The 24,051-nt window shown below is 53.6% G+C and carries 25 protein-coding genes; 23 read left to right on the top strand and 2 right to left on the bottom strand.

Annotated features, from left to right (window positions below; all coding sequences use genetic code 11):
* Window positions 1-40: 40 nt before the first annotated feature.
* The 14 genes from gatC (at window position 41) to glgA (ending at window position 11,783) form a co-directional block, all read left to right on the top strand.
* Window positions 41-343 (top strand): Asp-tRNA(Asn)/Glu-tRNA(Gln) amidotransferase subunit GatC, encoded by a 303-nt coding sequence (gatC, locus tag Q7U76_06530; protein ID MDO8356029.1) that lies wholly within the window; start codon window positions 41-43, stop codon window positions 341-343.
* Window positions 344-359: 16 nt separating this feature from the next.
* A complete protein-coding gene (locus tag Q7U76_06525) occupies window positions 360-725 on the top strand; it encodes an aspartate 1-decarboxylase (GenBank protein ID MDO8356028.1) in 366 nt (121 codons plus the stop codon).
* A complete protein-coding gene (gatA, locus tag Q7U76_06520) occupies window positions 725-2,191 on the top strand; it encodes an Asp-tRNA(Asn)/Glu-tRNA(Gln) amidotransferase subunit GatA (protein MDO8356027.1) in 1,467 nt (488 codons plus the stop codon). The genes Q7U76_06525 and gatA overlap by 1 nt, the downstream gene beginning before the upstream one ends.
* Before the next feature lie 20 nt (window positions 2,192-2,211).
* Window positions 2,212-2,619: a DUF948 domain-containing protein gene (locus tag Q7U76_06515; protein ID MDO8356026.1), complete on the top strand. Its 408-nt coding sequence runs from the start codon at window positions 2,212-2,214 to the stop codon at window positions 2,617-2,619.
* The gene (locus Q7U76_06510) at window positions 2,609-2,929 is read left to right on the top strand and encodes a YtxH domain-containing protein (protein MDO8356025.1); all 321 of its coding nucleotides are present in this window, start codon (window positions 2,609-2,611) and stop codon (window positions 2,927-2,929) included. The genes Q7U76_06515 and Q7U76_06510 overlap by 11 nt, the downstream gene beginning before the upstream one ends.
* 3 nt (window positions 2,930-2,932) lie before the next feature.
* On the top strand, window positions 2,933-4,363 hold the full coding sequence (gatB, locus tag Q7U76_06505) for an Asp-tRNA(Asn)/Glu-tRNA(Gln) amidotransferase subunit GatB (GenBank protein MDO8356024.1): 1,431 nt from the start codon (window positions 2,933-2,935) through the stop codon (window positions 4,361-4,363).
* Window positions 4,364-4,525: 162 nt separating this feature from the next.
* Entirely contained in the window at window positions 4,526-5,809 is a 1,284-nt protein-coding gene (gene eno, locus Q7U76_06500; GenBank protein MDO8356023.1) for a phosphopyruvate hydratase, read from the top strand.
* A 20-nt stretch (window positions 5,810-5,829) separates the two neighbouring features.
* Window positions 5,830-6,180 carry a septum formation initiator family protein gene (locus Q7U76_06495; protein ID MDO8356022.1) on the top strand — a complete coding sequence of 117 codons (351 nt, stop codon included), beginning with the start codon at window positions 5,830-5,832 and terminating at the stop codon, window positions 6,178-6,180.
* Between the two features lie 4 nt (window positions 6,181-6,184).
* On the top strand, window positions 6,185-7,069 hold the full coding sequence (gene era / locus Q7U76_06490) for a GTPase Era (GenBank protein ID MDO8356021.1): 885 nt from the start codon (window positions 6,185-6,187) through the stop codon (window positions 7,067-7,069).
* A gap of 46 nt (window positions 7,070-7,115) precedes the next feature.
* Window positions 7,116-8,540: a magnesium transporter gene (gene mgtE, locus Q7U76_06485; protein ID MDO8356020.1), complete on the top strand. Its 1,425-nt coding sequence runs from the start codon at window positions 7,116-7,118 to the stop codon at window positions 8,538-8,540.
* Window positions 8,541-8,601: 61 nt separating this feature from the next.
* A complete protein-coding gene (gene recO, locus Q7U76_06480) occupies window positions 8,602-9,354 on the top strand; it encodes a DNA repair protein RecO (protein MDO8356019.1) in 753 nt (250 codons plus the stop codon).
* A gap of 40 nt (window positions 9,355-9,394) precedes the next feature.
* On the top strand, window positions 9,395-9,751 hold the full coding sequence (locus tag Q7U76_06475) for a DUF971 domain-containing protein (protein ID MDO8356018.1): 357 nt from the start codon (window positions 9,395-9,397) through the stop codon (window positions 9,749-9,751).
* Entirely contained in the window at window positions 9,748-10,269 is a 522-nt protein-coding gene (locus tag Q7U76_06470) for a hypothetical protein (protein MDO8356017.1), read from the top strand. Before Q7U76_06475 ends, Q7U76_06470 begins: the two co-directional genes overlap by 4 nt.
* 50 nt (window positions 10,270-10,319) lie before the next feature.
* Window positions 10,320-11,783 carry a glycogen synthase GlgA gene (gene glgA, locus Q7U76_06465; GenBank protein MDO8356016.1) on the top strand — a complete coding sequence of 488 codons (1,464 nt, stop codon included), beginning with the start codon at window positions 10,320-10,322 and terminating at the stop codon, window positions 11,781-11,783.
* A gap of 52 nt (window positions 11,784-11,835) precedes the next feature.
* On the opposite strand, the gene Q7U76_06460 is transcribed toward glgA, so the two are convergent.
* Together Q7U76_06460 and Q7U76_06455 are read right to left on the bottom strand one after the other, a co-directional pair.
* On the bottom strand, window positions 11,836-12,324 hold the full coding sequence (locus Q7U76_06460; protein MDO8356015.1) for a hypothetical protein: 489 nt from the start codon (window positions 12,322-12,324) through the stop codon (window positions 11,836-11,838).
* A gap of 192 nt (window positions 12,325-12,516) precedes the next feature.
* Window positions 12,517-13,125, bottom strand: coding sequence for a LuxR C-terminal-related transcriptional regulator (locus Q7U76_06455; protein MDO8356014.1), 609 nt, complete (start codon window positions 13,123-13,125; stop codon window positions 12,517-12,519).
* 353 nt (window positions 13,126-13,478) lie between these two features.
* Here Q7U76_06455 and Q7U76_06450 point away from each other — a divergent pair, with 353 nt between their 5' ends.
* The 9 genes from Q7U76_06450 to Q7U76_06410 all read left to right on the top strand — a co-directional run bounded on the left by Q7U76_06450 (window position 13,479) and on the right by Q7U76_06410 (window position 23,882).
* Window positions 13,479-13,826: a PilZ domain-containing protein gene (locus Q7U76_06450; protein MDO8356013.1), complete on the top strand. Its 348-nt coding sequence runs from the start codon at window positions 13,479-13,481 to the stop codon at window positions 13,824-13,826.
* Between the two features lie 93 nt (window positions 13,827-13,919).
* A complete protein-coding gene (locus Q7U76_06445) occupies window positions 13,920-14,573 on the top strand; it encodes a polysaccharide biosynthesis/export family protein (protein MDO8356012.1) in 654 nt (217 codons plus the stop codon).
* A gap of 20 nt (window positions 14,574-14,593) precedes the next feature.
* Entirely contained in the window at window positions 14,594-15,229 is a 636-nt protein-coding gene (locus Q7U76_06440) for a polysaccharide biosynthesis/export family protein (protein ID MDO8356011.1), read from the top strand.
* A gap of 220 nt (window positions 15,230-15,449) precedes the next feature.
* Window positions 15,450-16,571 carry a hypothetical protein gene (locus Q7U76_06435; GenBank protein ID MDO8356010.1) on the top strand — a complete coding sequence of 374 codons (1,122 nt, stop codon included), beginning with the start codon at window positions 15,450-15,452 and terminating at the stop codon, window positions 16,569-16,571.
* Window positions 16,562-18,895 (top strand): Wzz/FepE/Etk N-terminal domain-containing protein, encoded by a 2,334-nt coding sequence (locus tag Q7U76_06430; protein ID MDO8356009.1) that lies wholly within the window; start codon window positions 16,562-16,564, stop codon window positions 18,893-18,895. Before Q7U76_06435 ends, Q7U76_06430 begins: the two co-directional genes overlap by 10 nt.
* Before the next feature lie 44 nt (window positions 18,896-18,939).
* A complete protein-coding gene (locus Q7U76_06425; protein ID MDO8356008.1) occupies window positions 18,940-19,944 on the top strand; it encodes a TIGR03013 family PEP-CTERM/XrtA system glycosyltransferase in 1,005 nt (334 codons plus the stop codon).
* A gap of 5 nt (window positions 19,945-19,949) precedes the next feature.
* Window positions 19,950-20,882: a DUF3473 domain-containing protein gene (locus tag Q7U76_06420; protein ID MDO8356007.1), complete on the top strand. Its 933-nt coding sequence runs from the start codon at window positions 19,950-19,952 to the stop codon at window positions 20,880-20,882.
* Between the two features lie 812 nt (window positions 20,883-21,694).
* Window positions 21,695-23,632, top strand: coding sequence for an asparagine synthase (glutamine-hydrolyzing) (asnB, locus tag Q7U76_06415; GenBank protein MDO8356006.1), 1,938 nt, complete (start codon window positions 21,695-21,697; stop codon window positions 23,630-23,632).
* Window position 23,633: 1 nt separating this feature from the next.
* Window positions 23,634-23,882, top strand: a complete 249-nt coding sequence (locus Q7U76_06410; protein MDO8356005.1) for an acyl carrier protein — start codon at window positions 23,634-23,636, stop codon at window positions 23,880-23,882.
* The last annotated feature ends 169 nt before the right edge of the window (window positions 23,883-24,051 follow it).

Below are 24,051 nucleotides of genomic sequence, written 5' to 3'. Positions count from 1 at the left end.
CATTTTGAACATCCTTAAAAAGAGAGAAGGAAAGACAAGAGTGGAAATTACGAAGCAGGAAGTTGAGAAGGTCGCGAAGTTGGCGCGGCTGGAGTTGACGGATATCGAGAAGGCGGCGTTCACGAAACAGCTGAGCCAGATCCTCACTCATGTAGAGACGTTGAAGCAGTACGACACGGCGGGTGTCGAGCCGACGGCGACAGTATTGGGGCAGGTGAACGTGTTTCGTCCCGATGACGTACGGCCCTCCCTATCCGTCGAGCGGGCGGTGGCCAATGCGCCGGAGTCGGCCGATGGGTTCTTTGTGGTGCCAAAAATTATTGAAGATCGACAACCCCTTTAAGGTAAGCGAGGTTTGAATGTTCAGGCAAATGTTGCGGTCAAAGATTCATCGGGCCACGGTGACGGAGTCCTGCCTCGACTATGAAGGCAGCCTCACGATCGACGAGGATCTGATGGAGGCAGCGGGGATTTTGCCCTATGAGGCGATCGTCTGCTCGAATTTGAATAACGGCGAGCGCTTCATGACCTATGCCATGGCCGGCAAGCGTGGCGCGGGTGAGATTATCCTCAATGGGCCGACGGCGCGAAAAGGCGCGGTGCGCGATCAGATCATCATCTTCTGTTACGAGTATTACTCAGAAGAAGAGCTGAAGCGGCATGCGCCCAAGATTATTCGCGTCAACGAGAAGAACCAGATGATTCCAGGGAAGACGAAACACTGATGGGGATTCATAAACTCTCACTCTACGAGCTCCATAAGAAGTTTACCGCCGGTGAAGTCACCGCGACGGAGATCGTTCGTGCCTATGGATTGCGGATTGGCCAGGTGGAGTCCAAGGTGAAGGCCTATATCACGCAGGCCAAAGACTCGGTGGTGGCGCAAGCGAGCGCGCTCGATGCGTCGTTGAAAGGGTGGCGCAGGACGTCGCCGATGATGGGGATGCCGCTGGCGATCAAAGATAATATCTGTACCGAGGGTGTCCGTACGACGTGTGCGTCCCAGATGCTCGGGAGTTTCGTTCCGCCATACGATGCGACCGTCATTGCGAAGCTGCGCACTCAGGGATACCTACTCCTCGGAAAGACCAATCTCGATGAGTTCGCGATGGGCTCATCAACGGAGAATTCGGCCTTTGGCCCCAGCCGCAACCCTTGGAACCTGCAATGTGTCCCCGGTGGGTCCAGCGGAGGATCCGCTGCGGCTGTTGCGGCCGACGAATGTGCCGCAGCATTAGGGTCTGATACCGGCGGGTCGATCCGTCAGCCGGCGGCATTTTGCGGGGTCGTGGGTCTCAAGCCGACCTATGGGCGGGTCTCCCGGTACGGGTTGATTGCGTTCGCCTCTTCGCTCGATCAAATCGGACCGATTACGAAAGATGTGACGGATTCAGCCTTTCTCCTCGGCGCGATCGCCGGTCACGATCCGTTGGATTCGACATCGGCTGATGTTCCGGTACCGGACTATCTCAAGGCGCTCAAAAAGAAAGATCTCAAGCGGCTGAAGGTCGGTGTGCCGGTCGAGTTTTTCGCGGAGGGGTTGGACCCTGACGTCGAGCTGACCGTGCGGGCGGCGATCCAGGAGCTGAAAGCACTGGGAGGGGAGATTAAGGAAATTCAGTTGCCGAGGACGGACGCGGCGGTGGCGACGTACTACGTGCTTGCCACGGCCGAAGCCAGCTCAAATTTAGCCCGCTATGACGGGGTGAAGTTCGGGCTTCGCGCCAAAGAGACTAAGGACCTGCTTGAATTGTATATGAAGACGAGGCAGGAAGGTTTTGGACCCGAGGTGAAACGACGGATCATGCTGGGGACCTATGTCCTCAGTGCAGGCTATTACGATGCCTATTATGGCAAGGCGCAGGCGGTGCGCACGCTAATTCGCCAAGATTTTGAGGCGGCGTTTCAGGATGTCGACCTCATCGTCACGCCCGTGACTCCCACGCCGGCATTCAAGTTCGGCGCGAAGGCGGATGATCCGCTCCAGATGTATCTGTCGGACATTTTTACCATTTCGGTGAACCTCGCCGGTGTGCCGGCCATTTCTTTGCCCTGCGGATTCAGCCGGGCCGGGTTGCCCATCGGCTTGCAGCTGATCGGTCGGCCTTTCGAAGAAGAGACGCTGTTGCGAGCGGCCTACGCATACGAACAGAGTACGCAATGGAAAACGAAGAAGCCGGTGATACGGTGAGGGGTTAGCTGGAGGTGCATATGACAATCGTTGAAATCGCGGCGATGCTTGTCGCGGTCGCATTTGCGGTATTGGTGGGTTATCTCGTGCCGCTATTGATTCAGGTGCGCAAGACGGTGGCAGAGTCCGAGCAGCTTCTGGCCAAACTGAATCATGACCTGCCGCCGCTGATCGGCGAACTTCGCGCGATGAGTCAAAACTTGAACGATCTGACCGAACAGGCCCGCGGGGGAGTCGAACATGCCGCCATGCTCTTGCATGCGGTCGGAGAAGTCGGGGAATCGGTTCAGCATGTGCACGATGTCGTGAGGGGCTCGAGCGGATCGATGTTGACCAATGTAGCGAGCGTGGTCGCCGGCTTTAAAGCGGCAACGCAAGTCATGAAAGAACGGTTTCGAGGTGAAGGAGGGCATCACAATGGCGGATGATCGAGGTTCCTCATCGTCAGCAATCGTATTGGCATTCCTGGGCGGCGCAGCGCTCGGCGCAGTGGCGGCACTCTTGCTGGCACCACAGACCGGACGCGAGTCGCGTGAGCAGTTGCGTGGGTATGCCCGTCGCGCGGAAGGCGATCTGCGGGATCTGGCAGGCCGCGCCGGCGAAGCGTTGGAAGAAGTCGTAGAAGAGGGGAAGGAATTTGTGGACTCGAAGAAAGCGGTTCTGCGCGAGGCCTTCGATGTCGGACGTGAGGCGATGCGACGGGAGCGTGACCGGTTGCGTGGAGAGGATCGTAGCTAAACGATGATATACGAAGTCGTCATTGGTGTGGAAGTGCATGCGCAGCTACGGACGAAGTCTAAGCTGTTTTGCGGCTGCGGGACGACGTTCGGGCGTACGGCTAATAGCCAGACCTGTCCCCTCTGTTTGGGGCTCCCCGGCACCTTGCCAGTGATTAACCGGGCGGCGGTCGAGATGGCGGTCCGTGCTGGCTTAGCATTGAATTGTACCATCGCGGCAAGCAATCTCTTCGCGCGCAAGAACTACTTCTATCCGGATTTGCCTAAGGGCTATCAGATTTCGCAATACGAGGCGCCGATCTGCGAGCATGGCTGGATTGAGGTTGCGGGGAGTGAAGGTTCAAGGCGGGTCCGCATCCGTCGTGCCCATTTGGAAGAAGATGCGGGGAAAAGTGTCCACGTAGCCGGCTCGAACGGGAGCCGCGTCGATTTGAATCGCGCGGGGACACCGCTGCTGGAAATCGTGACGGAACCGGACTTGCGGTCGGCCGATGAAGTGGTGTCGTACTTAAGGGGCCTCCGCGATGTGCTGATGTATCTTGAAGTCTGCGACGGCAATATGGATGAAGGGAGCTTTCGCTGCGAGCCGAACCTCTCGCTCCGTCCATTGGGCCAGAAGGAATTCGGGACGAAGGTCGAACTGAAGAATATCAATTCTTTCAAGTTCGTGAAAGACGCCGTTGAATACGAGATCAAGCGCCAGACGAAGGTGCTGAATGAGGGCGGGAAAATCAATCAGGAGACCAGGCTCTGGAATCTCGATCGCGGCGAGACGGCAGTCATGCGCTCGAAAGAAGAGGCGCACGACTATCGCTACTTCCCCGATCCTGATCTGGTGCCACTCAAGCTCGAGAAAGAATGGATCGAGAGTTGTCGCAAGCAGGTCACCGAATTGCCTGCAGCGAGACTGCAACGATTTGTCAGCGAGTTTGCGCTGTCCGAGTACGACGCCGGCCTGTTGACCGCGACGAAGGCGGTGGCGGACTACTTTGATGCCTCGGTGAAGTTGTTCAATCAGCCCAAGACGGTGAGCAATTGGGTGATGGGTGAGCTGACCAGAGAACTGAATAACTCCGGCATCGATGCAAGCGCTTCGCCGGTATCACCTGAGCGGCTGGTCAGTTTGCTTCAGCTGGTCGAGCAAGGGACGATTAGTTTGAAAGTCGCACGCGAGATTTTCCCCGAAGTCTATAGCAGTGGAAAGACGCCGGAACAGATCGTTCAGGAGAAGGGGCTCATCCAAGTATCCGACGAAGGGGCGCTCGACCAGATCATCGGCGACGTTCTCGCGAAGAATCCGGCGCAAGTGACGCAGTTCAAAGAAGGGAAGCAGCAAGTGCTGGGATTCCTCGTCGGTCAGGTCATGAAGGCGAGTGGTGGCAAGGCGAATCCTGGGAAGGTGAACGAGCTGCTCAAAAAGAAGTTGGTGGGGTGAGGGGACAAGGGTGTGACTGTGGTCGGCCAGGCTGCTCAAAAAGGCAGCCAACGAGGCCGCAGGCGAGAGAAAACCGGAGGCGTACCCTCCGGGGTACGTTGAGGATTTTGTCGAGACGAGAACGAAGTTGGATGCCTTTTTCAGCAGCCTGAGAGGAAAAGTATGAGCGCGATTCGAGAGATCAAGGGGCGGCAGATTTTGGATTCTCGAGGGAATCCGACGATTGAGGCGGAGGTCACGCTGGACAGCGGGGCCTGTGGGCGGGCGGCGGTGCCGTCAGGAGCCTCGACCGGCGAGAAAGAAGCTATCGAACTGCGCGATGGCGACAAGAAGCGCTGGATGGGGAAAGGCGTCTCGAAGGCGGTCGCCAACATCAGCAAGCTGATTGCGCCGGAGTTGTTAGGAAAAGAAGCGTTCGATCAAGTCGGCATCGACCAGGCGATGATCGATCTGGATGGCACGAAAACCAAGGGCAAGCTCGGTGCCAACGCGATTCTTGGCGTATCGCTGGCCGTGGCGAAGGCGGCGGCGGCTGAAACAGGCCAACCGCTCTACCGGTATCTGGGCGGGACGAATGCGCGAGTGTTACCGGTGCCGCTCATGAACATCATCAATGGCGGGGCTCATGCCGACAATCGGTTGGATCTGCAAGAGTTCATGATCATGCCGGTGGGAGCGCCGAGTTTCAGCGAGGCGTTCCGGATGGCGACCGAGGTATTTCACACACTCAAGTCGCTGCTGAAGAAAAAAGGCTTGAATACGGCCGTCGGTGACGAGGGCGGGTTTGCGCCGGACCTCCAATCGAATGAAGAGGCGCTCAGCCTGATCATGCAGGCCATCGAGGCGGCCGGCTACAAACCGGGACGGGACATCGCCCTCGCATTGGACTGTGCCGCCAGTGAACTCTACGAGAAGGGGCGGTACTTCCTTGAAGCCGAAAAAAATCCTGAGCGCTCCTCCGAGGAGATGGTCCTGTACTACGGAAAACTCGTGGACCGTTATCCGATTCTTTCCATCGAAGATGGGTTGAGCGAGTTGGATTGGAAGGGCTGGAAGATGATGACGGAGAAGTTGGGCAAGAAGGTCCAATTGGTCGGGGACGATATTTTCGTCACGAATGTGGAAATCTTTGCCAGGGGGATCAAGGAAGGGATCGCGAACTCTATTCTGATCAAGCTCAACCAGATCGGCACGTTGACGGAAACGTTGGAGGCGATTGAGCTGGCGAAGCGGTCAGGCTACACGGCCATCATCTCGCATCGATCGGGAGAAACAGAGGATACGACGATTGCGGACGTGGCGGTCGCGACTAATTGCGGGCTCATTAAGACCGGATCGTTGTCCCGAACGGATCGTGTTGCGAAGTACAATCAATTGCTCAGGATCGAGGAAGAGCTTGGTTCCAACGCTGTCTATCGGGGTCGTGAGGCAGTGCCGGGACGGTAGTGCTGTTTGAGTATACGACGATGATTATTAAGCAGAACCGGGGACGACAGTGGCTCGATTGGCAACGTCGTATGATGACGGGCGCGCATTATGTCGGAGGCGCCGCCTGTTTGCTGTTGCTGGTTGCCCTGGTATTTGGCGACATGGGGCTGCCGCGCTATTTGTCCATGCGTGAGCATGCCCAGCAGTTGGACTCGGACCTTCAGGAGTTGCAGCGGACGGTCCGCACGCTTCGTGGAGAGATCGATCGTCTGGAGCACGATCCCTCGAAGATCGAACAGTTGGCGCGAGAGCAGCTCGGCTACGTTCGTAAAGGTGAAACCGTGTATCAATTGGTTCCATCACCATCACAGGAGCGGCCACGCCCGTAACACCATGAAGTTTGGCACAGTCGCGATCATTGGACGCCCGAACGTCGGCAAGTCGACCTTGCTGAATCAATTGCTTCAGCAGAAGGTGGCGATTGTCTCGGATAAGCCGCAAACGACGAGAACCAGAATTCTTGGGGTCGTGCATGCGCCGGGTGCGCAGATAGCGCTACTCGATACGCCGGGCTTGCACAAGCCGCAACATCTGCTCAATCGTCGCATGGTTCGTACCACGGTCGATACGCTGGAGGAGGCCGATATCTTGTATGTGTTGATGGACACGACAAGTTCGCCTGGTCCCGGCGATCTCTTGGTGATCGATCATGTGAAGGGGGCGATCAGGAAGCGTCCTCGCCCGGTCATCTTGGTGCTGAACAAGGTGGATCTGGTCAATAAGCTCAAGCTGCTGCCGGTGATGGAGAACTACGCTAGATTATATGCATGGACGGACGTTGTGCCGGTATCGGCTGAAACCGGTGACAATGTCGATCGTTTGCTCTCCGTGACCGTGGCCCATCTTTCAGAAGGAGATGCGGCCTATGATGTAGAGACTGTCACCGATCAGTCCATGAGGACTCTGGCGTCAGAAATCGTTCGCGAGAAAATTCTGCATCAGACTTACGAAGAAGTGCCCTATTCCGTTGCCGTAGAGGTCGACGAATTTGTCGAGGAGGGGAAGCTGGCTCGTATCAGTGTCACGGTGCTGGTCGAGCGAGAGTCTCATAAGGCGATCTTGATCGGGAAACATGGAGAGCGGCTCAAGTCGGTTGGGACGGATGCGCGACGCGAGATGGAGCAAATCTTCGGGATGAAAGTGTTTCTGCAGGTGTGGGTGAAAGTGCGGGAGGCATGGCGAGAAGATGAGCATGCCCTCACCGAATTAGGCTACTAGCAGGGTAGAGATGTTGCCGACGGAACGTGTGCCAGAATCGAGCCCAGTGGATCCGCGCTCTCGTCCGGGGGATAAAGATCTCCTCCGCGACGCGTTGCGTGACCAGGCCGATCGGGGTCGGACCAAGTCCGACATCGTGCTGCTGTCGGTGCAACGGCTGTTGCGGCGTGGTGCAATCACTAATCTCGCGAAGATGCTGGGCCGGATGCACCAAGCCGATGTGGCCAAGGTCATTCTGCATCTGTCGTCGCCCAAAGAAAAGCGGGAAGTCTTTGAACTGGTGCGGGGCGAGTCGAAGCGCGGCCAAGTCCTGAGCGAACTCGATAGCGACAGCATCAATCAAGTGTTGGCGGACCTCCTGCACTCGGATATCGCCTGGCTGATCAAAGATCTCGGTCCAGACGACGTGGCCTACATCCTCGGTGTGTTGCCGGAAGAGCGAGCCACCGAGATCCTTTCTCTCATGCGGACGGAGGACTCCACCGAAGTTGCCGACCTGCTGAAGTATCCGAAGGATACGGCCGGCGGCATCATGACGACGGAGTTCTTCGCACTCCCGGAAGAGGCCACGGCGCAAGATGCCATCCGACGTCTCCAGCTGGCGACGGATGCGGAGATGGTGTTTTATATTTACGTGACCGACAAAGATGAGCGCTTGGTCGGCGTGCTCTCGCTGCGGCAGCTGTTGACGGTTCCGCCCACGACGCCGCTGAAAAATATTGCCACGCGTGACGTGATCAGTGTGACGGTCGACATGGACCAGGAGGAAGTCGCCCGCCAGGTGGCGAGTTACAACTTGCTCGCGATTCCGGTTATCGACAAAGACAATACATTGGTCGGTATTATCACGGTCGACGACGTTGTGGACGTGATCCGGGAAGAAGCGACCGAAGACATGCTGAAGATGGCCGGCGCGATCGAGGAGGACTCGGTCTCAAAGTCTTCCAGTATTGCGTCGGCGAAACACCGGCTCCCGTGGCTCTTTACGAATCTGGTCGGCAGTCTGTTCTCGGGGGCGATTCTGTGGGAGTTCCGGTATACGATTCAGGAAGTGGTGGCCATCGTCAGTTTTATTCCAGTCATCGCCGCCATGGGTGGAAACGTCGGACTCCAGTCTTCGACCCTCATCATTCGTGGATTGGCAACAGGCCTGATCGCGCTGACGGATGTGCGCACCGTATTTATCAGAGAAATCAAGGTCGGGCTCTTGATGGGACTCGCGTGCGGCGTGATTCTGACGATCGTGGGCTGGATTTGGCATCAGGCATTTCTGGGTATGGTCGTCGGCGTATCATTGATTATCGCGTTCATGGTCTCGACCAGTATGGCGACGTTCATGCCCATTCTGCTGAAGCGCATGGGAGTGGATCCTGCCGTGGCGGCCGGACCCTTTGTGACGACAGCGAATGACATCACGGGCATTACCATCTATCTCTCTCTGGCCACGATGTTTATGGAGCACCTCCGCTAATGGGACTGGCCATGCGGTCTTGCCGTCAGGCGGGTTTTTTACCTCAACGGACGTCATCCCTATGCCGCTGATCAAGACGGCGGCCATCACGCTGAATAGTCGGAAGTGGGGCGACGCGGATCGTATCGTGACGTTCTATACCAAGGAGATGGGAAAGGTTCGTGGGGTGGCGCGAGGGGCTCGCCGGATGAAGAGTCGGCTCGGCGCATCGCTTGAGCCGCTCACTATCTGCCATCTGAACCTGTTCGAAAAGTCCGGTGATTCTCTCTTTCGAATTTCTCAAGTCGATCTCGTGGAACCGTTCATGAGATTTCGAGAAGACCTGACGCTCATGACCGCTGCCGCGAGGATGGTCAATGTGGTCAGTGCCGTGACACCGGACGGGGATCCTGATCTGCCGCTCTTCGAGACGCTCGAGCAGGGGCTGCGTGCCTTAGTCACGAGCCAGGATCCTGCGTTGACCGCGCTGTTGTTTCAGATTCGTCTGCTAGGCCTTATCGGGTTTCGTCCTGAGACCGATCACTGTGCGGCTTGTGGCAAGGGCCGGTTGATAGGAGAGCCTCAGTTCTCGCCTCTCTCAGGAGGCCTGGTTTGTGTGGCCTGTGCTGCGCGTCAGACCTTCCGCTGTTTACCGCTTTCGCGAGGGAGCCTGGCCTTTCTGCATCAAGCATTGCGGCTCGCGCCCGCGGTGGTCGATCGCTTGAGGGCCGCAGGGCAAGTCAGGTACGAGGTGGAGCGAGCAGTCGAAGGGTATGTTACAGTCGTGGCAGGGAGGCAACTGCCTCCCGTGAATTTCTTGGCATATCCGTCATGAACATGAATCGCCGGTTCGTTGTGAAAGGGAGTTTGCTGGCATGACAGAGACCCTCTGTGAACCAAAAGACATGGCCTGGGTCGAGAAGGGTGTGTTGGGTATCGAATGGAGCGACGGGCACAAGGCCGTCTACCCAGTTCGGTATCTCCGCCAGCAATGTCCCTGTGCTGCCTGTGTCGATGAGTGGTCAGGTGTTCGACGTTTGCAGCCGGACGATGTTCCCATCGTGATCATGTTGCAGGATGTGCAGCCGGTCGGACGGTATGCGCTGCAATTTACATGGAGCGACGGCCACGATACAGGGATTTACTCCTATGCCCTCCTTCGGCGGCTTTGCCAATGCGATATCTGTCAGCCTGTGAAGCCTAGTGAACCAAGGAGCCGGCGTCTGTTGTGAGAGATTGTACTGGCATCAATGCCACTTCTTGTGGCGCTTCTCGGTTCCTGGACCTAAATGGTTTGAGACTCTCGAAATGGGTTGTGGTGCTGCTGGTGGTCGCTCTTGGATCTGTACTTGGTTGCAGCGGGATGCCGTCGATGGAAGAGCAAGAGCGGCATGTCAGAGATAATGAGTTAGTGCTCCATCAGTTGACCCCGCGCGCGTTTGTCGTGGCATGGGGCGCGCCGCCGTATCAGCATGCTGAGTTCATGCAGTTCTTCGGTATGAAAGATGATTCGCTGATGCCACGGTCGAGATTGGCGAGCGGAGAACCGCCACGAGGGTGGGAGGTTCATATCGAAGCCGGCGATGCGTTGTTTCTAGCCTATCCCGATCGCGGGTGGCTGGTGGTGTTTTTTGAAGAACGGCTTGTCTATCGCGAAGCGCTGACCGCGGCGCAGCTCCATGCCTTGGGTCATAGCTGGCAGCATGAAGACAAGTTTCGCTCCAGGATTGAAGTGCCAACTGCTCCATAATGTCTGTGTCTTGTAGGCCTTCCGTGACCAAGTATCCTTTGAATCTCCTCATGGTTTCTTCCGAAGCGATTCCCTATGCCAAGACCGGCGGGCTTGCTGATGTCGCTGGCGCGTTGCCTCTTGAACTGGCAAAGCTTGGCCATGATGTCATCCTTCTGCTTCCCCGCTATCGTTGCCTGAGTGAGTCAGGGCGATCCTTCCGTCCTGTCTGTCGTCTCCAAGTGCCGACTCCTCAAGGGCCTGTCGACACGCTGATCGAGGAAGATGTCATTTCTGTCGGCGGCGATGGCCGCCACGTCCGCGTATGGACAGTCCGGAACGAGGCCTTCTTTGATCGGCCCGGGTTATACGGAGATCGAGGCGCCGATTATCAGGATAATCTCGACCGGTTTGCATTTTTCTGCCGCGCAACGATTGAGGTGATCGCATATCAACACATTGTGAACCAATGGAAGACCCATCTCCTCCATCTGCATGATTGGCAATCGGCGTTGTGTGCGGTCTACCTCAAGACCATCGACCAAGACCGGCCGGAGGTTCAGGGTGTGCGCACTGTACTGACGCTCCACAATGTAGGGTATCAAGGGGTGTTCCCTGGAGTGAAATTCGAGAAAACCGGGCTACCGCAGTCGCTGTTTACGCCTGCGGGGCTTGAGTACTACGGTTCTATGAATTTGCTCAAGGGGGGAATCGTCTTTGCCGATTATGTGACGACGGTCAGCCCGACCTATGCGCGAGAAATTCTCACGCCCGAATGTGGCTTTGGGCTAGAGGGTGTATTGCGCAACCGTGCGGACCAACTTCTGGGCATTTTGAACGGGATCGACATCGATCGATGGAACCCGGAAACTGATCCCTATCTTCCAGCAAATTACGCAGTGACCGATCGCTCGGGGAAACTGCTCTGTAAGAAGGCGCTCCAACAAGAGTTCCATTTTCCTAAAACATCGATTCCGCTGCTTGGCGTGATTGCACGGCTGACGTCGCAGAAGGGGCTAGATCTTGTGGCGGCCATAATTCCACAATTAATGGCTATGGATTTGCAATTGGTGATCTTGGGAACCGGTGAGCCAGAGCTCGAAGCTACATTTCAGGCGCTTCAGGCGCGCTATCCACATCGCATGGGACTTCGTCTTGGCTTTGACGAAGGTCTTGCGCATCGCATCGAAGGTGGGGCAGATGTATTTGTGATGCCTTCACGCTATGAGCCTTGCGGATTGAGTCAGCTCTATAGCCTTCGTTACGGAACTGTTCCCGTTGTGAGAAAGACGGGTGGGTTGGCAGATACGGTTGTGCCATTGACTCTCCGGGCTCAGCAGGCTGGGCATGCAACAGGGTTCCACGTTGAAGAGGATACGGCAAGCGCTCTTCTGTCAGTATTGAGTCGAGCTGTGGCGATATATCAGGACCGATCGATGTGGGAGCAATTAGTTGAGGTAGGGATGAGTACGGATGTGTCCTGGGCTCGCTCGGCGAATGCCTACGATCGCCTGTTTGTGTCGTTGGTCAGATAGGGCTGACGCACGGGGGCGTAGGGGGAAATAGTTGGGGCAGCGAATGAGCCGATTAGGGAAGGTTGAGTGTAACCTCAACGAGGTTCGTCTCAAGCTCAGAAAGCAGGATCTTCGCCTGTAGGGTGTAGTAGGCGTACTCGGCTTGTGGCTGGTAGTTCAGGACGTTCCTGAGAAGGTCTTTGGCGACATCAAGTTTTCCTGCTTCCACGGCGGCAGAGCCAGCCCGTAAAGAACAGGCTGCAGCCATTGCTTTTACATCTACCGCAAATCTGGCCGCAGGAGCAGAGACGAACTTCTCAAGCTTCCCCGGCAGGGGAAGAACGAAAGACTCTTGAGCCAGCGAGTGGTTCGCCGCGCTTGTTAACGCGAGCGCATCCTCCCTCAATTGGTCGATGCCGGTACTGTTTTGGCAGCGGGAGTAGGTGCCCCAGAGGCTCATGAAGCTTCCGTTATCGATGACGGAAGCTTTTACCGGTTGGCCAGTCTGACAGCCGGCTATTACGATTAAGAGGCTTGCGAGTATTAGCTGAATCGTTTTCATGCTACCCCTGGTGGTTGTCCTAATCTATTCCGCTGCTTTCAACGTTTCACGCTATAGGAACAATGCAATCGATAGGCCAAGGACGTTCACTGCAAGTTATTGATTTTATTTATAAAAATGTGATTCGTGAAACGTTAGTATGTGTTGAAGATAGCGCACTGTGTGATTTTAGTTGCAGGTCACTGTGGCAGATTACGAATTGAAGATATGAACGAGGATGCCTGTCCTAGTCGTGGAGTTCGTTTTTCTCATGATGTGTTTGATGTGTTCTTTCACTGTCTGCTCAGTAATCTGAAGCGCGTTCGCGATTTCTTTATTGGTCCAGCCCTTTGCCAGGTGCTCAATGACAGATTGCTCGCGATTGGTCAATTGAAACTTTTCCTTGGCCTGATCGGTATTGAGCTGTTGCCGCCTTGCTAGCTCCTCTAAGGTGACCACGAGTCTCGCATATTGGACCCCACCTCGATCCGGGAGGCCAAATCCCCGCAACAGAATTGGTTGCTCAGGATTACCTGCAACACGTTTGATCTCGAATTGTTCCCAGTCCTTTGCCTCGGTACGAACATGGAGGGCCTTGATAATTTCCCCGCAGAGTTCTGTCAGTGCCGTAGGCAAGACTCCATGGGCAGACTTCAGGCTCCCTCCACCATGTTCAGCTGCATTGATCTGTTTTGACAATTCCGAGGCTTGCCGATTCATATGGAGGAGTTGCATAGACGCAGAGAGGACAACAATCCCTGCGCCTGCCCGTTGATCGGCAAGAGTGTCTGTCGGGTCTACGGGCAGTGAGGAATCACTCATGGAGGAGGGATGCTTTCGCGGTTATTTCAAGAACAATGCTAGACAATCCAATGCTTTCTGTTAAGGTAGCACACAGACATCAAGAACGTAAGTTTAGAATGGAAATAGTACCTAACCCTTTAGGGGGAGTCAACACCCACCTTTTGAGAGGCGAGTCCTACATCGTCGGTATTGTCCCTCACTCGATGCCTTCCTATACTCTCCCTACAGAGTTAAGGCGTTCGGATAAACCGTGAGGGTATCTGGCGTTGTTCAGTAGAAAGAGCAAGATGAGCAAGGCTCTTTTTTCGAGGAATCTGATTGAGTGTTGGTGTGAGATTTTTTGAATCAATTAATCTCGTAGGGGGGATACTGTGGGACAGAACGAGTGGGAATGGCCAATCGCGACAGATTTTCAGAAACATCACGAACGAGCGGCGCTCTTGCGTCCCATCCCCTACGAGATGACTGCTCCGGTGAACGATCCATTGGCGGTTGCTCACAGGGGGAAAGCGCTGTCGGTCAATATTAGCAGCGGAGGCATGCTGATTTTGATGGATCAAGCCCCAGCGATCGAACAGGTGATGAAGGTCTATGTGCCGACACCGATCACTGCGGCAGAGACTCCGACCCTCGCGGAGGTGCGGTGGACGAGGAAATTACCGTTTGGCCAAAATAGTGGCGTGGGTCCCTATTTCGTCGGTCTCAAGTTCATGTTCTAAGTCCGAGTTTCCGATGTGTGTTTGTTAGGGGAGTTTCTTGCACCTTATGCGCGAAAAGGTATGATTGAGTCGGTTCATCACATGAGGGTTGCCATGAGCATGATGATACGTATTTTTGCGATCACGGGCATTATAGTAGCGATGACTGCGCCAATGGCATGGGCACAATCGAAACCGTCCACAGTGAGCCCGCTCCACGAGTCGGCACAGGAGAAATCGTCTCTTATCGTGACGACAGACTATATTCTTGGACCGGAAGACGTATTGGAAATTACGGTATGGCGAAATGTCGATCTTTCAAAAACCGTGACTGTACGTCCTGACGGAAGAATTTCTCTTCCGCTTATCGGCGATGTATCCGCAGTTGGGAAAACGACAGTCCAATTAGCTGATGAAATTTCTGGGAAGTTGAAGGAATACAAGGAGAACCCGCAAGTAACCATCCTTGTGAAAGAAGTAAATAGCTATGCGATTTATGTTCTCGGAGAAGTGGCACACCCGGGTAAGTTTCCTCTGAAGAGCAAGACCACCTTGCTGCAGGCAGTCACAGTTGCCGGAGGTTTTACGTCTACAGCAGCGAGAAATAAGATCGTCGTATTTCGCTTTGCAAAGGATGGTGCGGGCCAAATTAAGATAAAGGCAAGTTATGATGACATTGTCTTACGAGAAGGTTCTAATCAAAACATTGAGCTGAAACCGGGTGACCAAATCGTCGTGCCCTCGGAAACGATGGTGCTCGTACCATGAATGCGTAGGGGAGAAACGGAATGTTGTCTGTTGGGTGCTTTGATTTTGCGAGAAAGACTTTCTGCATGTATGTGATGGCGGGGATTGCGCTTATGCTTGTGGCTGCATGCGCGGAGGTCCCGCGGGAAGCGTTGGAGGAAATTGGTCGACCTCTTCCAAAGGATTTTCTTCTTGGGCCTGAGGATGTCGTGGAGGTGACGGTCTGGAGAAATCAGGATTTGTCTCGGACGGTAGTGGTACGGCCAGATGGAATGATTTCTCTCCCGCTGATTGGAGATGTGCAGGCAAGTGGTCTGACAGCATCAGGAGTAAGCGAGAAAATATCCAAGCGACTCTCTGAGTACAAAGAAAATCCGTCCGTGTCCGTCAGCGTGAAGGAAATTAACAGCTATTCTATTTTTGTTGTTGGAGAGTTTGTCCGTCCAGGAAAGTATTCGCTGAAGTCCTATACCACCGTCCTCCAGGCCGTATCACTGGCCGGAGGGTTTAATCAATATGCCTCGAAAAATAGGATGGCAGTGATGAGGACCATCCGCCATGGGGCGGCGGACGAGCGCCAAGTGCGTATTCCCGTTCGTTATGACGACCTGGTAATGGGGAAAGGTGAAGTGGGCAATTTCAGGCTGTTGTCAGGGGATACCATTGTCGTGCCCTAGAGTTTTTGTGCATATGGTTGCCCTGTCGCGTTGGTTGGTCGTGGTCTTGGCCATGCTCTTTGTTGTGGTATTGGCGAATACCCTACAGGCACAAACACGAAGTGACGGAAGCGGACAGGCGTCAGGGACGTTACAAGATGCTTTGAGGCCGGCGACCACACCCATAGGTGCACTTTCGAGTGCACCTCCGGGGGGAGTTCCGCAGGGGGTTGTTCCATACGTGTCCGTCGCTGAACGATACGATGATAATATCTTGTTCACCCCGACCAATAAGCAGCAAGATTTTGTGACGAATATTGCTGCCGGTGCTCGCATGAGCTATCGAAATGATATGGTCGATACAACGTTACGCGGAGGTCTTACCTCCGAAGTATATGCGCGTAATCCTGGGCTGAACTATGTCGGGACCAATGCATCTCTCAATGCGGTATTGGATAAAGCTGTAGGGAGAGTAGTCCGAGGCTTGGGACTCAGCATAAGTGATACGGTGATTTATACTCCTAAGCCACAGGCATGGCTTACGCCGGAGGTGACGGAAAGTAGCTTTATCAGTGGAATTCAGGCTTATCGAAACAATACGCTTACAAATGTGACTAATCTACTGAGCACGTATGCGCTCACTCCGTCGGATCTGATTAAGGCTTCCTACTCGTATCAGATGCTCAGGTTTTACAATACCCAAGGCGCAGTTACCGGCGCTGTCGGCGGGCTGTTCAATACGGACGTTCACACTTTCCTGGCAGGGCTGGACCATCAGATCAACCCTTCGAACACGCTAGGGGGTTCCTATCAGCATCAACAGATGTCATTCCAGCTTAATACTGGTGGCCCGTCTTCCGGTGTGGTTGTCGACGGAGCCATGGCAACATGGAAATCATGGATAACTCGTGAGTGGACTGCGACGGTTTCTCCCGGCATTTCTCTTTTGTCCAGCGTTCCAGGAGCGCCTCAATGGACGATGCTGGCAAGCTTGGAATGGCGGACTCCGATGATAACCACTGTAACGTCCTATGCCAGATCCATTCTCCCTGCGTTCTTTCAGACTGGATCAGCCATGATATCCGATAGTGTGGCCCTGTCCATTTTTCATAGTCTTACCAGCCAGTGGAGCGTAGGCGCTCAGGGAAACTATGCGCGTAGTAGCACTCTTGGGGCAGAGAGTGGGAACCTCCAGTTCGATTCTTATGGTGGAAGGAGCTTCGTGAATTACGTTTTCTATCCGGGTTTGATCGCGAGCGGGACCCTTACGTGGGATCGCTTTACCTTCGGCGCAGCAAATTCTGTCAATCAGGTGGTGAGTCGGCAGACAGCCGTGCTGTCTCTTACAGCAGAATGGAATTAACGATGAACTCGTCGACCGAACTTGGCTTTCAAGACTACCTCGGGATAGTCCGTCGCAGGAAATGGCTGATTGCTTCGATTGCAACAGTTTCAATGGTCATTGCCGTAGTCCTCTGTTTTGTCCTTCCCAAGAGTTTCCGCTCGACGACGATGGTTCTCGTTGAGAGCCAGAAAATACCTGAGAGTTATGTGAAGTCTGGGGTCGAGGGTACTCTTGAAGGACGCATGAATTCCATTCAGCAAGTTGTTCTGAGTCGATCGTTATTAAGTCAGATTGCGCAAGAGTTTAACTTGTTCCAGCCCGATGCGTCTCCCGAGCAACGGGAGTCCGTAGTAAGCGGTATGCGAAAAAGTACAAGAGTGATTACGGCTGAGACCGGACACCTGAAGGGGAAAAACACCATAGAGGCGTTTTCTATATCGTTTGCTCACGAAGATCCGAATATTGCGATGAGAGTAACGGAGAGGCTTGCCTCGCAATTCATTGAGCAAAACGTAAAGATTCGCGAGCAAATGCTTGAGGGGGCTTCGGGTTTTCTTGAGCAGGAGTTGCATCTAGCGGAAGCTAAACTTGAAGATCAGGAGCGGCTGATCAGTGATTTTAAGAGCAAGTATATGGGTGAATTGCCTCAACAAATGGAGGCGAATCTCAGAAGCTTAGACCGGCTCCAAATGGACGTGAACTCGACGCGTGAAAATATTCAAACTGCTATCAATCGGATCACGATTCTCGAAAAGCAAGTCAACGAGTCAGCTAGTAGTGCGAGAACTCAGGGGGCGACGGAGGCGGCATCTTCAACTCAGGGGCGAGGTGGCGATCCGCTCATCGCACGACTCGCGGAGTTGGAACGTGCTCTCACTTCGCTTTCGGCCGAGTATCGTGAGACCTATCCGGATATCGTGCAGACCCGTCAAGAAATTGAGGCGGTAAAGGACCAATTGGCCACTAAGTATGGAGTCTCGAAGGACGAAGTTAAGGCTGGGTCGGCCAAGTTGATAGATCCGATGCTTCGAGACCAGATGCGGCAGCGAGATGAAGCGAAAAATGAACTGGAGGTTCTGAAGGAACGGCTCCGCCGTTTAGTCGAGCAGGTCAAGCAGTATGAAGGCCGGGTGGAACGGGTGCCTGCTCGAGAGCAAGAGCTCATGATCTTGATTCGTGACTATGACAATATGCAAAAGAATTATCAATCGTTGCTCGACAAGAGATTGAACGCTCGGCTTGCAGAGAACTTGGAAAAACGCCAAAAGGGAGAACAGTTTCGTATCCTTGATCCCGCCAATCTCCCTGCCACTCCTGAATCACCCAATCCCCTGCTTATCCTTCTCGGCGGGTTGGTTGTTGGGTTTGGGGTTGGTTTTGGATCTGCGTTTGGAGTTGAGGTGCTGCGACCATCATTTAGACGACCGGAGGAAGCGGAAAGTCTATTGGGCCTCCCCATACTCGCGGGGATTCCATCCTTTAGCACATTGCCAGGTGCCAAGTGGAGCATGCCGGTTTCTCCCACACTTTCTGGGCCGATCTCCCAATCTGAGAGAAATAAAAAAACTCCCCTGCTTTCCTATGGGAAGGAAGTTCGAAATGGATCTTCCTCGACCGCATTAACAAAAGGTGTTCCCGCTCAGGAAGAGGCCTCATGGAATCTCATTTCCAAGTGGTGGCCAAACTCTATGATCGCGGAACAATATCGGGTCGCGGCAACACGGTTGGCACTGATGTCAACGGGGCAGAAACAGTCAGTCGCCTTAATTACCAGTTCTGTAATGGGAGAAGGCAAGAGCTCCACAGCCATAAATCTTGGGCATATTTTTGCGCAGGGCTTGGATAAGCGGACGCTTATCATTGACTGTGACCTTAAACGACCTGCGGTGAGCAAGTATTTAGCAATGCCTTCTGGGCCGGGTTTAGCTGACTATTGGGCTGGTACCCACACTATTGACGAATGTCTTCATAAGATGGGAGACATTCCGCTCTGGGTGTTGCCCGCAGGGACTCGGAGTGAAAAAGTCATCGAGTTATCGAAGGTTCGTCAGCTCGAGCAATTGCTCGATGAGATACGCCCTCGGTTTGATCAAATTATTCTTGATGCTCCGCCCGTGTTCCCATTGGCAGATCTCAACTTCCTTTCACGCATGGCTGATGTGATGGTGTTTGTGATTCTAGCGGGTAAAACGAGTCGTGATGTGGTGGAGAAGGCGCTGAAAGCTCTGCGTCCTCAATGCCAGGTTGGGATTATACTTGCCGGGATTGAATCGATGAGCATCCCATCCTACCAATGCCATTACGATGATCAAGTTGGCAGTCGGTATGTCGAGGGAAAGTAGAGATGGAGAAAGTTGCTGCTGTGATCATTCCTAGTTTGAGGGAGATGCCTGGTCCTAAGCGAAGGCCATACAGCCTTAAGCGACGCGTGGTTATCCTTGGTTGTGGCCAGCTCGCATCCGAAGTGTATCATATCCTTGTGACAAAGCGCCGCATGACTATGGAAGTGGTCGGATTCATTGATCGAGAGCCGTCGCAAACAAGTTCTCACTTAGGGAGTCCTCAGATCATTGGTACGTATGAGAACCTCTGTGAGGTAGTTGAGAAATTTCAGGTTCATACTATTGCGGTGTGCGTAGAAGATCGACGGTCGGTTCTTCCTGTTCAAGCCCTGCTCGATTGCAAAACCATCGGTATCAAGGTGATTGACGGGCATCAAATGTATGAGGAGGAGTCAGGGCGTCTATCAATCGACCAGCTTCGACCGAGTGCGCTCATCTTCTCAACAGGATTTCAGCGGCGAGTCTTAACAATGGGGTTGAAGAGGGCTGTAGAGGTGATGCTCTCGGCCATTGGCATGGTGCTACTGCTGCCACTGTGTGTTTTGATTGGCCTTCTTATCAAAATGGATTCGCCTGGCCCTGTTTTTTATAGGCAGATGCGTGTCGGGCTGCGCGGTCAGCCATATATGATTTGGAAATTTCGCTCGATGTATAGCGACGCAGAAAAGAGTGGACCTCGATGGGCGGAAAAACAGGACCCTCGAATATCTCGTGTTGGACGTATACTCAGGAAGCTGAGGATCGATGAGCTGCCACAGCTCTATAACGTGTTAAGGGGAGAGATGAGCTTGGTTGGCCCACGTCCTGAGCGGCCGGTGTTTGTCGATGAACTCAGGAAGAAAATCCCCTACTACGATATTCGGCACACGGTTCGACCTGGGGTGACGGGATGGGCACAGACACAATTTCGCTATGGATCGACTGCTGAGGATGCACATACCAAGCTTCAATACGATTTGTACTATGTGAAGAACATGACCCTAGCCTTGGATTTTCGAATACTGACTGAAACGGCCAGAGTTGTTCTGCTTGGGGAAGGGGCCCGTTAGGAACAATGAAGCCGCAAGCAAGTCGGGTACATGCGCTCTCATTTGATGTAGAAGAGCATTTCCAAGTCGCTGCCTTTTGGTCGACGATGAGGAGACGTCAGTGGGACAGCTATGAGAGCCGGGTGGAGCGGAATGTCGAGAAAATTCTCTCAATCCTCTCGGCTCAGGGGATTCATGCAACATTTTTTGTGCTTGGATGGGTTGCCCAAAAACATCCTGAGCTTGTGAGGACCATCGCGAGTTATGGCCATGAGATAGCCTCACATGGTTTCGGACATGAGTTGATTACCTCCCAGACGCCGGGGCTATTTCGGGAAGATGTCCGAAACAGCAAAGACATTCTCGAGAATATTATTGGTGGGCCGGTCCACGGCTACCGGGCCCCGTCTTTTACCATTACACCGGAAACGAAGTGGGCGTTGCCTATACTGGTTGAGGAAGGGTATGTCTATGACTCAAGTATCTTTCCCATCCAACATGACCGCTATGGGATGCCTGGAGCCAACCCCTGGTGCCATCTCTTAGAGACCCCTGCTGGTGCTCTATGGGAAGTTCCTCCTTCGACATTGCGAATGGGACCAATTCGTCTTCCGATCGCAGGCGGAGGGTATTTTCGGTTGTATCCGTATCAGATTTTGCATAATTTGCTCACGCGTGCTGCAACGGATGGGCAGCCACTCGTCATGTATTTCCACCCGTGGGAGCTTGATCCAGATCAGCCGAGGATGGAAGGGTCTTTGGTGTCGAAGTTTCGGCATTACTTGAATCTTCGAAAAACGGAAGCTCGATTGCAACAATTGGTGAAGGACTTTAGATTCGCGTCGATACGAGAAGCCGTTGACACAGTTGGTGTGGCCTGCGCTGACAGGGAACGAGTTCTTGGGTTCGCGGCAGCTGGTAGCGCCCCTTGCCTTGCGGAGAAGACCCTCAATGGTTGAGCCTGTGCAGGCGCATGGCATATGGTGCGTATGTAACCGCATCAAGAATATGCAGTGGAGTTCAAATCTCTCATAGGCCGAAGTAGAGGCTCTTTGTCCACGGATCAGAGAAAAGAAGCATGTTAGACGAAAGATGCGGTGGTTGTAACGCTGTTATTCCCCGGTTATCTCTTCGTCAGGTTCTGTCTCTCGCGGTCACGCCTCGTCATGTATGCCACAGGTGTGCGGAATCTTGTTGCATTCTGGCATACGCCGGCCACTGTTTAGCGCAATATTATTGACGGCATCCGTGAACAACTGCAGGATGGGGTTGCCGATCTCACGGCTTCCAGCGGCACTGTGGAGAGGTGTGTCGTATTCAAGAAGATCCACTCTCTGGGCTAGAAGCAGTGTTCGAACAGGAGATGAATGGACAGCAACGAGCCATGCTTTTATTGACAATCCTGACTTGCCAAATGTGAATTGTTCTAGATCTGAATTCAGTTATCAATCTGTAATTTTCAGGTAAGATTAACCGGGATGGGCGTTCACCTGGTTCTCCTGGATGGAAGTGTGTATTACCGGAATTCACCGGAGTTCCAGAGCCCATTCCTTTCTAAATCTTCAGGCTTTAAGCCCACGGGCTTGTGGCCAAGAGCCAAGGGGGAAAGGCATAAGTTTTTGAAGAATCGTTCCTGGTCTATGTGCCGGGAATGTGGCAGCTCATCCAGCTTCTCTCATTCCTGCGGTATTGCTGGTTCCAAGAAGAATGCAGGCAAGACTGTAGGGTTCTCGTGGTGAATTTGTCCTTCCGATAAACCTGAGATCTCTCTATGTGTGGCATTGCAGGAATTGTAAAGTACCCCAACGCTGCCGTTGAGAAGCCGTTGCTCCAACGGATGATCGGCTTGGTGAATCATCGGGGGCCGGATGCGGCAGGATTCCACCTGTCTGGACCCGTGGGGCTCGCTCACGCGAGGCTCAGCATTATTGACGTCGGCGGTGGGCATCAGCCGATGCATAACGAGGATAAGACCGTATGGATCACCTTCAACGGTGAAATTTTCAATTATGTCGAATTGCGCGAAGATCTCATCAAAAAGGGGCATCGGTTCCAAACGCAGTCGGATACAGAAGTCATTGTGCATCTGTATGAAGAGAAGGGCGAAGAGTGCGTTCATGATCTGAATGGGCAGTGGGCCTTTGCCATTTGGGACTCCAGACGCGAGCGGTTATTTCTCTCGCGCGATCGGTTGGGGGTTCGTCCGCTCTTCTATGCACAGACTCCTGAAGGGTTTGTGTTTGGATCTGAAATCAAGTCCTTGCTGGTCGTTCCCTCCGTGTCTCGAGCAATTGATCGGCAGGCCTTGGATGAATTGTTCACTTTTTGGGTAACCCTCCCGCCTCGAACAATTTTCGAAGGGGTGTCAGAGCTTCCTCCCGGACATTCAATAATTCTTGAGCATGGCGATCTTCAGATCAAACCGTATTGGACCCTCGACTACAATCCTTCGAAAGAGTTGATGCAGGAAGAAGAAGCGAGAGAGGGTCTGTTTGAGCTGCTTCTCGACGCTGTTCGGATTCGTTTACGGGCGGATGTGCCTGTCGGCGCCTATCTGAGCGGTGGGCTTGATTCAACGGTGATCGCCGCACTGGTGAAGAAGCTTGGGACGACGCATCTAAAAACATTCTCCATCGCATTTGAAGATAAAGAGTTTGACGAAAGTAGTTTTCAAAACGAGGCGAGCCAGTTTCTCGGGACAGATCACCAAGGCGTTCTCTGTTCATCCCAGGATATCGGTCGAGTATTTCCAGAAGTGATTTGGCATACCGAGAAACCTGTCCTGCGGACGGCTCCCGCCCCTCTATTTCTGTTATCTAAGCTGGTGCGAGAGCAGGGGTATAAAGTTGTGCTCACAGGAGAGGGCTCAGATGAAATCCTGGGAGGGTACGACATTTTCAAGGAAGCGAAGATCCGGCGATTCTGGGCGAAATACCCGGACTCAAAGTTTCGGCCGATGCTTCTGAGGCGCCTCTATCCCTATATGAAAAATATCCAGTCCCAGTCCGACGCCTATCTGCGCGCATTCTTCCATGTGAGAAAAGAAGACGTCGAGAGCCCGTTTTTTTCTCACTTGCCTCGTTGGGACATGACCTCGAAGCTCAAAGTTTTCTATTCCAAGGCAACAGCGGACAGCCTCAAGAGCTGTAATGCGATGCATACGATTGAAGGTTTGTTGCCAAGCCGATATGGGCAGTGGGATCATTTTTCGCAATCGCAATATCTGGAAGCGGCCCATCTCCTTCCGGGGTATATTCTCTCTTCTCAAGGAGATCGGATGGCGATGGCCCATTCCATTGAAGGCCGGTTCCCCTTCCTTGACTACCGGGTCGTGGAATTTGCGTCGAGACTTTCTCCGCAGCTCAAGATGAAAGTTTTGAACGAGAAATATCTGTTGAAGGCAGCCATCGGAGACATGATTCCACGTTCGATCAGAAACAGACATAAGCAGCCGTACCGTGCGCCTGATAGCCAGAGTTTTCTTGCCGACGGGAAGGAGGGCAAGCTCTTTGAGTATGTCGAAGAGCTGCTTGCTCCTCGCGCCATTCAGGAGGGAGGTGTGTTTGATGCAGGGGCGGTTGGAAAGCTATTGGAGAAGGCAAGGCAGGGTCAGATTGTAAGCATGAAGGATAATATGGCGTTGGTTGGAGTCCTCTCGACTCAGGTGGTCATAGACCGGTTTATTAAGAACTTTCCAAGGAGTGTGTGACATGTCATCGATTGAGACAGAGCTGCGAAAGTATATTCTTGACAAATTGCTGTTTGGACGGACAGAGGTGGCGCTGAGCGGCGATGCCTCATTCCTAGAGTCCGGTATTATCGATTCGACGGGGGTCTTGGAGTTGGTCTCCTTCTTGGAAGAGCAATTTCAAGTCAAGGTTGAAGACGAAGACCTCATTCCGGCGAATCTAGATTCAATCAATGCCATTACTCGCTACGTAGAGAAGAAGCGGAAATAATCGTCATGCGAGTCGAGGGCTTTCTTCGCATTGGCTCTGGCCGACTTCCTGCACATCGAGCGCTGATTGCAGGCTTGAAGAGTCTCGAAGATGGTGGGGATCGTACCCCAATTGATGCCTATAGCATAAATGCGCGTCGAAGCGTCGTCGCTCGCTCCCAATAGGCCAC

Source organism: Nitrospirota bacterium (genome assembly GCA_030645475.1).
GTDB lineage: Bacteria > Nitrospirota > Nitrospiria > Nitrospirales > Nitrospiraceae > Palsa-1315.
Note: the sequence above shows the minus strand (reverse complement) of the source record. Positions and strands in the feature narration are given on the sequence as shown.